The 13930-nt window shown below is 62.8% G+C and carries 13 protein-coding genes; 4 read left to right on the top strand and 9 right to left on the bottom strand.

All coding sequences use genetic code 11. From position 1 onward, the window contains the following. Positions 1-245: 245 nt before the first annotated feature. From NKH57_RS16420 to NKH57_RS16430, 3 genes are all read right to left on the bottom strand, one after another. Complete coding sequence (locus tag NKH57_RS16420; RefSeq protein WP_352945479.1) at positions 246-662, bottom strand: helix-turn-helix transcriptional regulator; 417 nt, start codon at positions 660-662, stop codon at positions 246-248. Positions 663-1281: 619 nt separating this feature from the next. Next, complete coding sequence (locus tag NKH57_RS16425) at positions 1282-1485, bottom strand: hypothetical protein (protein WP_352599794.1); 204 nt, start codon at positions 1483-1485, stop codon at positions 1282-1284. Positions 1486-1648: 163 nt separating this feature from the next. Beyond that, a complete protein-coding gene (locus NKH57_RS16430) occupies positions 1649-1801 on the bottom strand; it encodes a hypothetical protein (protein ID WP_352945481.1) in 153 nt (50 codons plus the stop codon). Between NKH57_RS16430 and NKH57_RS16435 the strand changes: the two genes are divergently transcribed. From NKH57_RS16435 to NKH57_RS16450, 4 genes are all read left to right on the top strand, one after another. Then, positions 1800-3263 carry a phospholipase D-like domain-containing protein gene (locus NKH57_RS16435; protein ID WP_352945483.1) on the top strand — a complete coding sequence of 488 codons (1464 nt, stop codon included), beginning with the start codon at positions 1800-1802 and terminating at the stop codon, positions 3261-3263. The genes NKH57_RS16430 and NKH57_RS16435 overlap by 2 nt on opposite strands. Positions 3264-3410: 147 nt before the next feature. Further along, positions 3411-4265, top strand: coding sequence for an endonuclease/exonuclease/phosphatase family protein (locus NKH57_RS16440; RefSeq protein WP_352945485.1), 855 nt, complete (start codon positions 3411-3413; stop codon positions 4263-4265). Positions 4266-4328: 63 nt separating this feature from the next. Continuing rightward, positions 4329-4694 (top strand): hypothetical protein, encoded by a 366-nt coding sequence (locus tag NKH57_RS16445; RefSeq protein ID WP_352945487.1) that lies wholly within the window; start codon positions 4329-4331, stop codon positions 4692-4694. Between the two features lie 160 nt (positions 4695-4854). Then, positions 4855-5718 carry a hypothetical protein gene (locus NKH57_RS16450; RefSeq protein WP_352945489.1) on the top strand — a complete coding sequence of 288 codons (864 nt, stop codon included), beginning with the start codon at positions 4855-4857 and terminating at the stop codon, positions 5716-5718. 240 nt (positions 5719-5958) lie between these two features. On the opposite strand, the gene amaB is transcribed toward NKH57_RS16450, so the two are convergent. The 6 genes from amaB to NKH57_RS16480 all read right to left on the bottom strand — a co-directional run bounded on the left by amaB (position 5959) and on the right by NKH57_RS16480 (position 13929). Further along, positions 5959-7473 (bottom strand): L-piperidine-6-carboxylate dehydrogenase, encoded by a 1515-nt coding sequence (gene amaB / locus NKH57_RS16455; RefSeq protein ID WP_352945491.1) that lies wholly within the window; start codon positions 7471-7473, stop codon positions 5959-5961. A gap of 184 nt (positions 7474-7657) precedes the next feature. Further along, positions 7658-8932, bottom strand: a complete 1275-nt coding sequence (locus NKH57_RS16460) for an RNA polymerase sigma factor (RefSeq protein WP_352945493.1) — start codon at positions 8930-8932, stop codon at positions 7658-7660. Next, the gene (locus NKH57_RS16465) at positions 8929-9303 is read right to left on the bottom strand and encodes a YciI family protein (RefSeq protein WP_352599780.1); all 375 of its coding nucleotides are present in this window, start codon (positions 9301-9303) and stop codon (positions 8929-8931) included. The genes NKH57_RS16460 and NKH57_RS16465 overlap by 4 nt, the downstream gene beginning before the upstream one ends. A 109-nt stretch (positions 9304-9412) precedes the next feature. Beyond that, positions 9413-10504: a DNA topoisomerase IB gene (locus tag NKH57_RS16470; protein WP_352725429.1), complete on the bottom strand. Its 1092-nt coding sequence runs from the start codon at positions 10502-10504 to the stop codon at positions 9413-9415. 100 nt (positions 10505-10604) lie between these two features. Continuing rightward, positions 10605-11489 carry a transglutaminase family protein gene (locus NKH57_RS16475; protein ID WP_352945496.1) on the bottom strand — a complete coding sequence of 295 codons (885 nt, stop codon included), beginning with the start codon at positions 11487-11489 and terminating at the stop codon, positions 10605-10607. Positions 11490-11517: 28 nt separating this feature from the next. Continuing rightward, positions 11518-13929: a circularly permuted type 2 ATP-grasp protein gene (locus NKH57_RS16480; protein ID WP_352945498.1), complete on the bottom strand. Its 2412-nt coding sequence runs from the start codon at positions 13927-13929 to the stop codon at positions 11518-11520. Between the last annotated feature and the right edge of the window lies 1 nt (position 13930).

The raw sequence follows: 13930 nt of genomic DNA on the forward strand, positions 1-13930 counted from the left end.
ACGTCTCGCAAGCCATGATCCTTGTCGCAATGGGTGGCAATCTCATCCGCCGAAACGCTCATCCGTGAATTTCAAAACGGACTCTAAGAAGCCATGATTCTGGCTTGCGGTATTTCACGAAATTGCTGTCTCGTGATAAAACATCGGCGCAGGACCGTAGAGGTTAACGGCTCGTTACTTTAGTAAGTGCTTTAATAAGAGATCATCCGCCAGCGTCATAGTACTTGCGCAATCTACCGTCCCGCCTAAGCTTCCCGCCTAAGCTTTCCGGACCGCGCTTGCAATGGCGTGACACCGCGATACTTCTTCATGATCGTGGTAAAATGGCTCTGGCTTGAAAATCCGCAGAGATGAGCGATCTCCGCGATGGTCATGCGCCTGTCGAGAAGCAGTCTTTCCGCGAAGTCCAGCCGCAGATCGAGAACATACTGGTGCGGCGGCGCCCCGAACGTCTTCGAGAAAGCCCGCATGAAGTGATAGGGCGAAAGTCCGCAAACCGCGGCCATTTCGGAAAGCGCCAGCTTGCGCGAAAAGTTCTCGTTCAGGAATTCCTGCACGCGGCGCGCACCGCGCACCGAAAGCCCGCCTTTCACGTTCAGCGTCGGCTGTCGCGTCGCATCGGTCCCGGAAGTCGGTTCCCGGGGATCATCGTGGCGCCGCATGGCTCGGCCTCCGGATCTTTCCCGAATGGAACTCAACCTGATGCGGCATACGTCGTTCCCTCGAAAACAATTCGTGATTGATCGAACTGGACCTGTGCCGGCTCTCACGCATCATATGCCGGAGGGACAAGCGTTGAACGGTCAATCGGTCCCGGCGCCGGCAATCCCGGTCGGCTCGGCAGCGGCGGACGGTATCGAGAGCCCACGGGCCGGCTTTGCCGAACACGGACAGTTATGCGAGCCGGCAAAATCCCTGAGGAATGCTGGTCGCCAGAAGCTTCCGCGATCCAGTCGCGCGGAGACATCGCGCTCCGGCGCTGGGCTGCCCTTCCCGGGCTTGCACTTTCCGCAATAACGCCGAACACAGGCCGGGATACTCGTCCCCGACCGCCGCCCCGGAAAGCGCCGCCTTCCCAGGTCTCCGCATGTTTCATGGGCCTCGCCTCAGCCGCCTCGCCGTTCGAAATCCCCTTTAGCCCACCAACCCGGGAATCAAACTAACGCACATGCTAAGGCTATGGAAGAACTTCCATGCGCAAAGAAAGCGTTTTGTCCGGGATAAGGGAGGTCCGATACTGGACGCAGTCGAAGATCTTGCGGGCCTGCTGAATATCGCCAGCTATTGCTGATCCTCGCGACGCTCCTCGTACAGATTCCATGCAAGTTCGACAAGGCCGAGAAGAACATCCTCCTCGTTCCAACCGACCGCGACCGCCGCCTGAACGATTTCGCGCACGAGCGGCAACAACTGGCGCCGGCATTCGGCCGATAATTCGACGTCGTCGTCACCCATAGGAGGTCCGCCGAAGTTGAACTCCATCATTCGCGGCCCCCCTCGCCCTCGACCGAAACGTTACATCATTGTTTTTTATTCCCGCTTGCATACAACAAGTCCGCCGCCAAGCATAGGAAGCCTTCGACAACCGGAGGCTGCATGGAATGACGTTGCGTCAGCTCGTCTCTATGCTTCGCCGCTCTGCCCAAGGTTACAATTCTTCGGCCAGGCCGCCTGTCGCCGGCACTGAGTATCTCTTCGCGATATCGAACGCTTGCCATCGCAATTTGCCTGGCAAGATCACTTCCAGCACATGATCGGCTGCATTGCCTTCTGCAATCGCTCGCTGGATAGTCTCGGCCATGTTGGAGACCCTGGCGACTCATTGGCCCCAAATTCTCGCGGTCATCTCCGTGGTGATGGCGACCGTCGGCATCGTCCACGCCGTCATGACCAAGGAGGATGTCCGCGCTGCCACCGGCTGGGTCGGCGTGATGGTGCTGTCGCCGATCCTCGGCGTGCTGATCTATGCCGTCGCCGGCATCAACCGCATCCGTCGCGCCACGATCACCGCACAGCGTCCGCTTGCCGGCAACGCGGTATCCGCCAAGCTTGAGCGCGACGTCGCCGCCGAAGAGGCCCTAATCGTCGAGCGATACGGGCAGCGGTTCACCGGCTTGAGAACACTGGGCGACAGGGTGGCGCGGCGCGCACTGACGCCTGGAAATGCAATAGAGGTGCTGGAGACCGGCGATCAGGCCTATGCGGCCATGGGTGCGGCGATCGACGGCGCGGAACGCAGTATCCTGCTCGAAACCTACATTTTCGACAATGACGCCGTCGGCCGGCTCTTCGTCGAAGCGCTGGCCGGCGCGGTCCGGCGCGGCGTCGCCGTCCGCGTGCTGATCGATGCCGTCGGCGCCCGCTACTCCGTGCCCAGCATCCTTGGCCATTTGCGCGAGGCCAAAATCCCGGCCGATGTCTTCAACGGCAACATCGTCATGGGCCTGCGCCTGCCCTATGCCAATCTCAGGACCCACCGGAAGATCCTCGTGGTCGACGGCATCGCCGCCTTCACCGGCGGCATGAACATCCGCAAGGGCTTTTCGGCCGAATTCGCCGGCTCCAACAGCGCCAGGGACACACATTTCCGGGTGACCGGTCCGGTTGTCGCCGACCTCTTTTCGGTCGCAGCCGAGGACTGGCGCTTCGCCACCAACGAAGCGCTGAAGAGTGATGCGTGGCGAATTGCCCCGCTGTCGCCGGCACCCGGCGTGCCGATGCTGGTCCGGGCCGTCGCTTCCGGCCCGGACGCCAGCAACGAAACCAACCACAAGCTGCTGATCGGGGCGTTCTCCGTCGCCCGCAAATCGATCCGCCTGATGTCGCCCTATTTTCTGCCGGATCGCGAACTGATCAGTGCGCTGATAACGGCGGGCAGACGAGGTGTCGAAATCGACATCGTCGTGCCGGCGGTGAACAACCTTTTCCTGGTCGACCGTGCGATGACGGCGCAATTCGACCAGGTGCTGAAGCATTATTGCCGCGTCTGGCGCACGGAAGGACCTTTCGACCATTCGAAACTGGTTTCGATCGACGGCGTGTGGGCCTATGTCGGCTCTTCCAATCTTGACGCCCGGTCGCTGCGGCTGAATTTCGAAATCGACCTCGAAATCCTCGACGCCGGCTTTGCCAACGAGATCGAAGCGCGCATCCGGTCGGCGCTCGAGACGGCCGTACCGGTCACGCTGGAAGCATTGAAGGCCAGGCCGTTCCTCATCAGGCTGTTCGACCGGGCCCTCTGGCTCGGCTCGCCCTATCTCTAGATGGGTTCACCCAGTCTCTGGATGAGAGTGAACCCATCTTTACCAAAACGACGTGCTAGGCGGATAGTTTGATGCCGATCATGGAATATGGACTGAAAGACTCTATCTGAGGTGCATGGTGAAAGCAGCGGCCATGGTAGGCACACGATGCGCGTGACAGGACGCAGCCTCCCGGCAAGTATGCTGTTATCCATTCGTGACCGCCGGATGCGGAAGGCAAACGTTGCCGCACTCAAGACCACGGCCATCACCGGCACGCTGGTTGCCTCCTACAATGTCCACAAATGCATCGGCGTCGACAGGAAATTCGACCCGGAGCGGACCGTCCGCGTCATCCGCGAAATCGATCCGGATGTCATTGCGTTGCAGGAAGTCGACAACCGCTTCGGCGACCGTGTCGGGCTTCTCGACCTGGCCCGGCTCGAGCGCGAAACCGGCCTTGTTCCGGTGCCGATTTCCGCGACCGGCAAGGGCCATGGCTGGCATGGCAATGTCTTGCTGTTCAAGAAGGGCGTCGTTCGTGACGTGCACCAGATCAGACTTCCGGGACTGGAGCCGCGCGGCGCGTTGGTGGCGGAGATCGACCTCGATGGAAGCCAGACGCTGCGCATCATCGCCGCCCATCTCGGCCTGCTGCGCCGCTCGCGCTCCCAGCAGGCACGTGTCGTACTCGACCTGATGAATAGCCCGGACGAAAAGCCGACCTTGCTGCTCGGCGACCTCAACGAATGGCGTCTCGGCAACCGCTCCGCGCTCAATACGCTGCATGCGACGTTCGGCCCGCAGCCCCCGGCGGTCCCCACCTTCCCCTCGAACCTGCCGCTGCTGGCGCTCGACCGCATCATGGCCAACAGGCATGGCATGATTGCCGCCGTCGACGCGCATGACACGCCGCTTTCTCGGGTTGCATCGGACCATCTGCCGTTGACGGCCTTTGTCCAACTGGAGCGCATGGCCGGCGCCGATAACGGTTTGATGTCCCAGGCGTCGCAAAGCGTGTAGATGTTCTGTGGAACGCCCGGTTCTTCCACGAGTTGATAGGTCTTGAGTTCGCAGGAGGACCGAATGAAGAAATTGATTTTAGCTTCCGTATTGGCATTTGCCGCAACGGCCGCGGTGGTGGCACCGACGCAAGCCGCAAGCGTGATTATCCAGTCCGACGACGATCAATATTCACCGGACGACCTGTATTCACCGGACGACCAATATTCACCGGATGATCAGTTCGACAATGGCGAAATCATCGTTCGCCGCCATCACGACCGGCGTATCTACGACAACCAGTATGATGACGACCAGAACGCGCAATATGGCGACTACAGCGACGGCGAATATCGCCGCCACTACCGGCATCACCGCTGCCACATCGAACTGATCAAGCACTGGCGCCACCACCACAGGGTGATCGAGGAGGTCCGCGTCTGCAGCTGATCTTCGGCCGAGCCAACCGGCTGGCGACAAAGCAGGCCAGCTTGGCGACCCTACCCGGACAGGGCCTGACCTCGCTATCTGATACCCTCTGGACACAGCTGCCGAAGGCTGAAAAATTTGGAGCGCAACTCGCTTTGGAGTCGAGCCGGAACACCAGGAGATGGCGCTGAGATTGGAAGACATTGCCGGCCATCCGGCGTTGCATCGGTGCGTTCAGGAGCAGTCGCTGGCGCTGATCCAGATTTATCAGGACAGCCCGCGGCTGGCTTCGATTTTCGCCACGCAGCAGCGTTGGCTGATGGGCCATGTCGGCCTCGCCATGCATTTCAGGCGCGACCCGCATGACCGTCGCAAGGAACTGACGGTATCGCGTTTCATCGAGTTCGTGCACCAGCACGCGGTGGCTAGCCGCAACACGGCCGACGCTTTCATCAAGGAGATGCTGCACTACCACATTGCCGAATACGTGTCGGGTGGCGACGGTCGTACCCACCCCTTGCAGCCGACAGCGGCAACCGTGCAGACTTTTACCGGCTGGGTCCTTGCCCATTTGCGCACGTTGGATCGCCTCGACGGGGCAGACCGCTTGGCCAGATTCCTGGAGCATCCCGAAATGGTTGCCGGGCTGCAGCCTTTGGTAGCGGACGGCCTGCTAGCCTCCGCGCCGGTGCGCGAACCCAACCAGACCTTTTCCCTGTTCATCTGGCTCAACAATGGCGGCATCGTCATGGACTGGCTGATGTCGGGCATCGACCCCGATCATGCCGGCCTGGAGCGGATTGCGACAAGCGTGGTTTCGATCGGCGATTTCGCCAAATGGCTCAAGCTGTCGCGCACCCACCTTGCCCGCAAACTGCGCGCCGCCGAGAACCTCGGCAGCATCGGCTGGCTCGGCCAGCGCGGCCATTCGGTGATGTGGGTGTCGAACACCTTCTACCAGGAATACATGACCGTCCAGGCCGCCAAGCTGGCCATAGTCGATGCGGCCTTCGACGCGACTTTTGGCCAGCCGGTAGGCAGCTGATCGGTTGGGCTACCCTGCGGGAGACGCCCATGGCAACGAACTCGGGTTAACAGGTTCCTTCGCAGCCTTCGCCGGCGCGTTGGCTGACGGAAACGAAAAACCCGCCTGCACGGCGGGTCACTGGCGCAAATCAGCACCATGGATGAATATGTACCATAGCTGAGGGCACGAGGTCAAGAAAAAATTCCTATCGTAAAAAGCTACCGGCACAAAAGCTGCCAATGCCCAACCCGGCCCTCGTCAGTCGATATCGAACGAGACGCCCTGGGCGAGCGGCAGTGCCTTTGAGTAGTTCACCGTGTTGGTGGCGCGCCGCATATAGGCCTTCCACGCATCGGAGCCGCTCTCGCGGCCGCCGCCGGTTTCCTTTTCGCCGCCGAAGGCACCACCGATCTCGGCGCCCGAGGTACCGATGTTGACATTGGCGATGCCGCAGTCCGACCCATCGACACCGAGGAAGCGCTCCGACTCCTGCAGGTCGCGGGTGAAGATCGACGACGACAGGCCGGCGCCCACCGCATTGTGCTCGTCGAGCACGGCGTCGAAATCCGAATATTTCATCACATAGAGGATCGGCGCGAAGGTCTCTTCCGTGACCGGGGCCACCTGCTTGGACATTTCGACCAGCGCCGGATGCACGTAATAGGCATCCGGATGACCATTCTCGACGCGCGCGCCGCCGGTAATCTTGCCACCCTGGGCGGCGGCTTCCTTCAACGCCTTCTGCATGTTCTCGTAGGCTGCCTTGTCGATCAGCGGCCCGACCAGCGAGGAGGTCTCCAGCGGATTGCCGACCGAGACGCTCTCGTAGGCCTTCTTGAGACGTGGAACCAGGGCGTCGTAGACGCTGTCATGCACGAACAGGCGCCGCAGCGTCGTGCAGCGCTGGCCTGCCGTGCCCATCGCTCCAAAGGCAATCGCGCGCAACGCCATGTCGAGATCGGCTGTCGGGCAGACGATGCCGGCATTGTTGCCGCCAAGCTCCAGCACCGCGCGGGCAAAGCGCTTGGCCAGCCGCGGGCCGACGTCGCGGCCCATGCGGGTCGAGCCGGTGGCCGAAACCAGCGGCACCTTTGGGTGATCGACCAGGATCTCGCCAACCGCACGATCGCCGATCAGCACCGGCGCCAGGCCCTCAGGTGCATCCGCACCGAAGCGCTTGACCGCCCGTTTGAAGATAGCTTCGCAGGCAAGCGCCGTCAGCGGCGTCTTCTCCGACGGCTTCCACACCACCGCATCGCCGCAGACCAGCGCCAGTGCCGCGTTCCACGACCACACCGCGACCGGGAAATTGAAGGCCGAGATGACGCCGACGACGCCCAGCGGATGCCAGGTTTCCATCATGCGATGTCCCGGACGCTCGGTGGCGATGGTCAGGCCGTACAATTGCCGGGAGAGGCCGACGGCGAAATCGCAGATGTCGATCATCTCCTGCACTTCGCCAAGGCCCTCGGACGGGATCTTGCCGACCTCGATCGAGACCAGCCGGCCAAGCTCGGCCTTGTGCGCGCGCAGCTCCTCGCCGAGCAGCCGCACCAGTTCGCCACGCCTCGGACCCGGCACCAGCCGCCACGCCTGGAAGGCCTTGTGCGCGGCATCGATGGTCTTGGCCGCATCGGCGGGCGAGATCGTCTTAAGCGCCGCGATCTGCTCGCCCGTCACTGGGCTGCGCACCATCAGGTCACCGCCGACAAGCGCATCCTTGGCCACACCCAGTTTCGCCAGAAGCTCGGTCGTTTCCTTCGCTATCGTCATTTTGTCCCTTTCGGATCCACCGCCATCAGATGGCGTTGAACCAATGCTTGCGCAATGTCGCCCGCGTGCCGGTCAGCACTTCGGGCACAGTCATGGCGTGGCATTACTCGTTTCGGGGAAGAATCGCCACCCCGGCATGGTCCAAGCCCAGGCGACACGATTGAGCCAGACATGCGGACGGCGCTCAGTTTGCCTTTTGCGTCGGTGCGCGGGCGGCCCCGTCCTTCATCAGCCGGTCGATATGCATGCGGATATGAGCCGCTTCCGCCGCCGTATTGGCAAGCGCGATGGCGCGGTCGAAGGCGACACGCGCCTCCTCGCCCCGGTCAAGCTGCATCAGAAGGCCACCCTTGAGGCCGAAGAAGTGGAAATAGCCGGAAAGCCGTTCTTCCAGCGGCTCGATCATGGCGAGTGCCTCTGCCGGACCACGCACCTTCGAGACGGCGACGGCCCGGTTGAGCGTGATCACCGGTGATGGCTGCATCTGCTCGAGCAGGCGGTAGAGCAGGTCGATCTCGTTCCAGTCGGTATCCTCGGCCTTTTCGGCCCGTGCATGCAGCGCGGCAATAGCCGCCTGCACCTGATAGGGGCCGGGCTTGCGATGGCGCAGCGCCTTGTCGACCAGTGCCAGCCCCTCATCGATCATCTTGCGGCTCCACAGGCTGCGATCCTGATCCTCGAGCAGCACGATCTCGCCATCTTCGTCGAAACGGGCCGGTGCGCGCGCATGCTGCAGAAGCAGCAGCGCCGTCAGCCCCATGATCTCCGGTTCGGTCTGGAACAGCCGCAGCAACAGCCGTGCCAGCCGGATCGCCTCCTCGCACAGCGGCGCACGGGCCGGCGCCTCGCCGCTGTTGGTCGAATAGCCTTCGTTGAAGATCAGGTAGACCATGGCGGCGACGGCGGCGAGCCGTTCCGACCGCTCGACTGCGCCCGGCGTCTCGAACGGCACGCCGGCGTCCGCAATGCGCGCCTTGGCGCGGGTGATGCGCTGCTCCATGGCGCTTTCGCCAACCAGGAAGGCACGCGCGATCTGTTTGACGGTGAGGCCCGAGACAATCCGCAGCGCCACCGCGATCTGCTGCGTTGCCGGCAGGTCGGGATGGCAGCAGATGAACAGCAGCCGCAATATGTCATCGCGGTAATGCGCTCCGTCCAGCCGCTCGGCGATATCGCTCTCGGCATCTTCCAGATCCGAGATCTGGTCTTCCTCCGGCATCGGCGTCTGCTTGGCGCGCTTGCGCACTGCATCGATGCCGCTGTTGCGGCCGACAAAGATCAGCCAGGCCGCGGGATCACGCGGCGGCCCGTTCTGCGGCCAGTTCTTGATGGCCCTGAGGCACGCATCCTGGAAAGCTTCCTCCGCCGTATCGAGATCGCGGAAATAACGCAGCAGCGCGCCCATTGCCTGCGGACGGGCGACACTGATCGCGGAGCTGATCCAGGCTAGTTCGGTCATGCCGGGACCTTGTTGCGGTTGAAGACCGAGACCGGCCGTATCTCGTAGGAGCCGCCACTCGGATTGACCTCGGAAAGTTCGCGGGCGAACTCCACGGCCTCGTCGAGATCGCCGCATTCGAGCGTGTAGAAGCCGAGGAATTGTTCCTTGGTCTCGGCAAACGGGCCGTCGATGACGACCGCTTCGCCCTTGACCCTCCGCAGCGTCGTCGCGGCCGTGGTCGGCAAGAGCCGTGCCACCGGCCCAAGCCTGCCAGCCTTGACATATTTGTCCTGGACGTCGCGGAGATTGGCCATGACCTCGTCGTCCTGTGCCTTGCTCCAGGAGCAGACGACATCTTCGGAAGCATAGCAGAGGATTGCGTAGAGCATGGTTGGTCCTTCTTCTCTGTCAAAGGACGAAACAGTAAGTCCGATCCCGACATGGCGTCGATAAAAAAATCCCGAGACGGCGGATTTGGCGACGCTCCGTCGCTGCCGGTCAGCTTTCGTGCAGCTTCAGCCATCGCAGCACGAGCGCTTCCTCGTCGTCCAGACCATCGATCGAGCGCCTGCGCTTGTTGGCCCGCGCCATTTCGTCCAGCAATCGCCCCTTTGACCACGCCTCGAAGACCTGCGGATGGATGTAGCATTTGCGGCAGACCGCGCGTGTGTTGCCCAGCCGCTCGGCGACCTTGTCGACGACGCTGTTCATCACCCGCTTTTGCTGTGCCTGGCTTTCCGGCAAATCCGTCTGTGCAAACAGCGACGCGGCGTGGATGGTGCCGCCCCAGGTGCGGAAATGCTTCGAGCTGAAGGCATCACCAACTGCCTCACGGATATAGCGGTTGACGTCCTCTGAGTGGACCGGCCGCCTGTTGCCGTCGTCATCTAGGTACTGAAACAGCTTCTGGCCCGGCAGATCCTGCGCGCCGCGAACAATCCTGGCGATCCGGCGGTCGACCAGCTTCAGCTTCCACTCCTTGCCGGACTTGCCGTTGAAGGCAAAGCGCAGGCTTGAACCGTCGATATCGACATGGCGGTCACGCAACGTGGTCAGCCCGAAGCTCTTGTTGTCGCGGGCATAAGCGGCATTGCCGACCCGGATCATCGTGTTGTCGAGCAGCCAGACGACCGCGGCAACGACACGCTCGAACGGCAAACCAGGACGACGTAGATCGCTGTCGATCCTGCGCCGCAGGGTCGGCAGGCTTTCGGCAAAGGCGACAAGGCTTGAATATTTGGCGCCGTCGCGTTCTTCGGCCCATTGCGGATGGTAGCGGTATTGCTTGCGTCCGCGCAGGTCCCTGCCCGTTGCCTGGATATGGCCGTCGGCGTCGGGCGAAATCCACACATCCGTCCAAGCCGGCGGAATGACGATTGCCTCGATACGCGCCCTGGTAGCATTGGCAACTGGCCGCCCATCCGGCCCCTTGTAGGAAAACCCCTCGCCTGTCTTCAGCCGCCGGATACCCGGCTCGGCATCACTGACATAGGTAAGCGACGCGTGATCGGCCGAGCTTTGCGACCCATTTTTCGGCACAGCATCTCCGTCAGCCGACCGGCTGTGCGACAATCCGGATTTCTGCAGCATGTCAGCTCCGCGCAAATATCCGTAGATAAGCCACTGGCCGATTTCTGGTTCCACACATGGTCGGAAAAGCCGGGGGCGGGCGAGAGCGCCGGCCCGAAGCTCACGCCTTTTCGAGCACGACCGGGATGACGTCGACAGCTTGCTCGCCGACCTGCCCTCCCGTGGTCTTGAGAACGCCCACGATCGGTGCCACGTCCGAGTAGTCGCGGCCGTAACCGACGGTGATGTGATCGTTGCTGGCCCGCATGCCGTTGGTCGGATCGAATTCCTGCCAGCCGGCGTCGCGCCCGCACCAAACCTTGACCCAGGCATGCATGGCATCGGCGCCTTCCAGCCGGGGTTTGCCCTTCGGCGGGATGGTGCGCAGGAAGCCGCTGACATAGCCGGCCGGAATACCGAGCCCGCGCAGGCCGGCGATCATGATATGCGAAAAATCCTGGCAGACACCGCGCTTCAGCTTGAAGGCGTCGCTCGCCCTGGTTCGCACCGTGGTCGCCTCGCCGTCATAGGTGAAATCGCGATGGATGCGATTGCACAGGTTCATCGCCGTGCCGGCGGCAGAGCCGGCGACGCTATCGCGAGCGTAGCCGGTGATCGCACCATCGATGCCGGCATGAATGCTGGCCGTCAGGAAATGGTGGGGTGTATCAGGCGCCAGCGACCGCACGGCAGCAAGCTCCTGCCTGAGTCTGCCGATATCGGGCGACACGTCGAGGCCGGGCTCGGGCCGCGACACCGATACGCGTGCGCTCATCCTTATGTCGAGTGTGTCATGCGCGTCGCGAAAGGCGATCGACGTGACGTTGTTGCCGAAGAAATCGGGAAAATCCGAACGCTCGTTGGGCGCCGGCGCAAAGGACAAGGATGCCGCGATGACGCGCTGAACGTCCGATATCGTCGACGGCAGCACGCGGATCTGATGGCGGCCGCCACCGGCCGCCGCGGCATAATCGTAATGGAGATGAAGCCTGATGTCGTAAAGCATGCCCTACTTTTCTTGTTCCGGAACCGGCTTAGCCGAAATAGGCTTTGGCGAGGCTGTTGTAGAGGCCGCCGATTTCGTGGGCGAGATCGTCCAGCGCCTTTGCCGTCATGTCCGAAGGCTCCTTGATGGCGATCTGGGTATTGAGCTGCAGGATCTCTTTCGCCGCCGGCGACATGTGCCCTTCCCCGCCGAGCGACGGCAACAGGCCGATCTCGGCCTTCAGCCTTTCGAGCTGGAACAGGATGGAGCGAGGATTGAGCGGATCGAGCGCCAAGAGATCGACTACCGTGCGCCGGCCGGCCTGCACCGGATATTGCCGACGGTGGGTCATCACGCTGTCGCCGATCTCCAGCATCATGTCGAGCGCGCCGTCCGGCGCCTTGGCGCTGGTCAGCCGAGATAGCGTACGGGCGATCTGGATGCCGCGCTCCAGCCTCCGGCCGATCTCGAGGAAGCGCCAGCCGGCGAAGCGGTACATGTTCTCGTGCAGCAGGCCGGAAAAGCCGGCGAGCTTGCGCAGGACGACCGTCATCGCCCGGGTCGCGTCGTCGCCTGGCGCTACCGTCGTTGCGAACTGATGGATGGTCTTCGACAGGTCCTTCAGCGCCAGCCAGCCATCGGGCGAGAAGCGGTCGCGAATCTGACCGGCGCTGTAGACCGCGCTATCCAGCGTACCGATCAGCCCTGACGGGATCGCCGTCTCGATGTCGATGCCGAAAGGTTGGAGATACTCCCTGATGTCGGCGAGCAGCGGCATATCCGGGTCGGAGGTTTCGGCCAGCCGCACATGATAGGCACGTAGGATGCGCACCGTGTCTTCCGAGCGTTCGATATAACGTCCAAGCCAGGTCAGGTTCTCCGCCGCCCGGCTGGGCAGGCTACCGGGCCTGGTGCGCGTGAAACTGTCGCCTTCTTGCGGCAGCAGCGTCTCGCGCTCCACCGGTCGCTCGCTGACCACCCAGACGTCCGCCGCCTGGCCTCCGCGCTGCATCGCGATCGCCGTCGGGTCGAGCGATAGGCCGACGCGGGCAAAGCCCCCCGGCATCACCATCCAGCCCTCGGGCGTTCGCGCCAGGTAAACGCGCAGGCTCGCCGGCCGGGGCTCCAGCCAGCCGCCGACATAGACGGGCGTCGTCGAAAGAGTCACCGCTTCCTGACCAACGAAGTTGCCGCCATCGCGTTCGATGCGCGACACCAGCTCCGCCCGCTCCCCGGCCGACAGCGCCGAGCCAAGCTTCGTCTGGTCGTCATCCTCGAAGGCAAGTCTCGTCGACAGCGCCGGGCCAATGACCATGCGATCGATATTGGCCAGCACATGCGCACGTTCGGTTGCTTGCCCGCACCACCATGTCGCGACACTTGGCAGCAGCAATTCCTCGCCCCGCAAGGCGCGTGAAATCTTGGGCAGGAAGGCAAGCAGCGCCCGTGTCTCCATCAGGCCGGAGCCCAGCGCATTGACGGTCGCAACCGCACCCTGGCGGATCGCCTCGACCAGGCCCGGCGTGCCGATCTGCGAATCCGCGCGCAGTTCGAGCGGATCTGCAAAAGCAGCATCGAGCCGCCGCCACAACACGCTGATCGGCATCAGCCCGGAAACCGTGCGCACCATCAGCCTGCCGCCGGAAACGGTCAAATCCTCGCCCTCGAGCAGCATGATGCCGAGATAGCGAGCGATATAGGCGTGTTCGTAATAGGTTTCGTTGAGCGGCCCAGGCGTCAGGATGGCGACGCGGCCGTCGGTTTCCTTGGCCATGCCGATCAGTGCATCGCGAAAGCGGCGGAAGAAGCCGGCAAGGCGGTGCACATGCATCTCGCCATAGATATCGGACAGCGCGCGCGTGGTGGCGACACGGTTCTCCAGTGCGAAGCCGGCGCCCGACGGCGCCTGGGTGCGGTCGCCAAGCACCCACCATTGGCCGTCGGGCCCGCGGCCGAGCTCGAAGGCGCAGAAATGCAGGAAATGGCCACCGGCCGGCCTGGTGCCGACGACGGGCCGCAAGTATTCCGGGCTCGCTGCGATCAGTCCCGCCGGCAATATGCCTTTTTCGACCAGCCGGTTCGGCCCGTAGATATCGGCGATGGTTTCCTCGAACAGTTCGGCGCGCTGCACGAGGCCGGCGCTGATCGCCGCCCACTCGCTCTCTTCGATAAGAACCGGGACATGCGCCAGCGGCCATTCGCGCTCATTGGCGCCGGCCTTGTCGTAGACGCGGTAATAAACACCGGCATCGCGCAGATACTGGTCGGCACGGGCAAATCGCTGGCCAAGCTTTTCAGGCCCCAGCTCGTCGAGCGCCTCGATGAAGTGTTTCCAGGTCGGACGGGGGTTTCCTGACGCATCGACCATCTCGTCGACGACGCCGTCGATCGGCTGGTAGTGCTCCAGCAGGCTGTGGATCTGCGGCTTGCCGCGTACTCGTCTGTGATTCCCCTTCGCCATC

The organism is Mesorhizobium sp. M1050 (assembly GCF_040318715.1).
Lineage (GTDB): Bacteria > Pseudomonadota > Alphaproteobacteria > Rhizobiales > Rhizobiaceae > Mesorhizobium.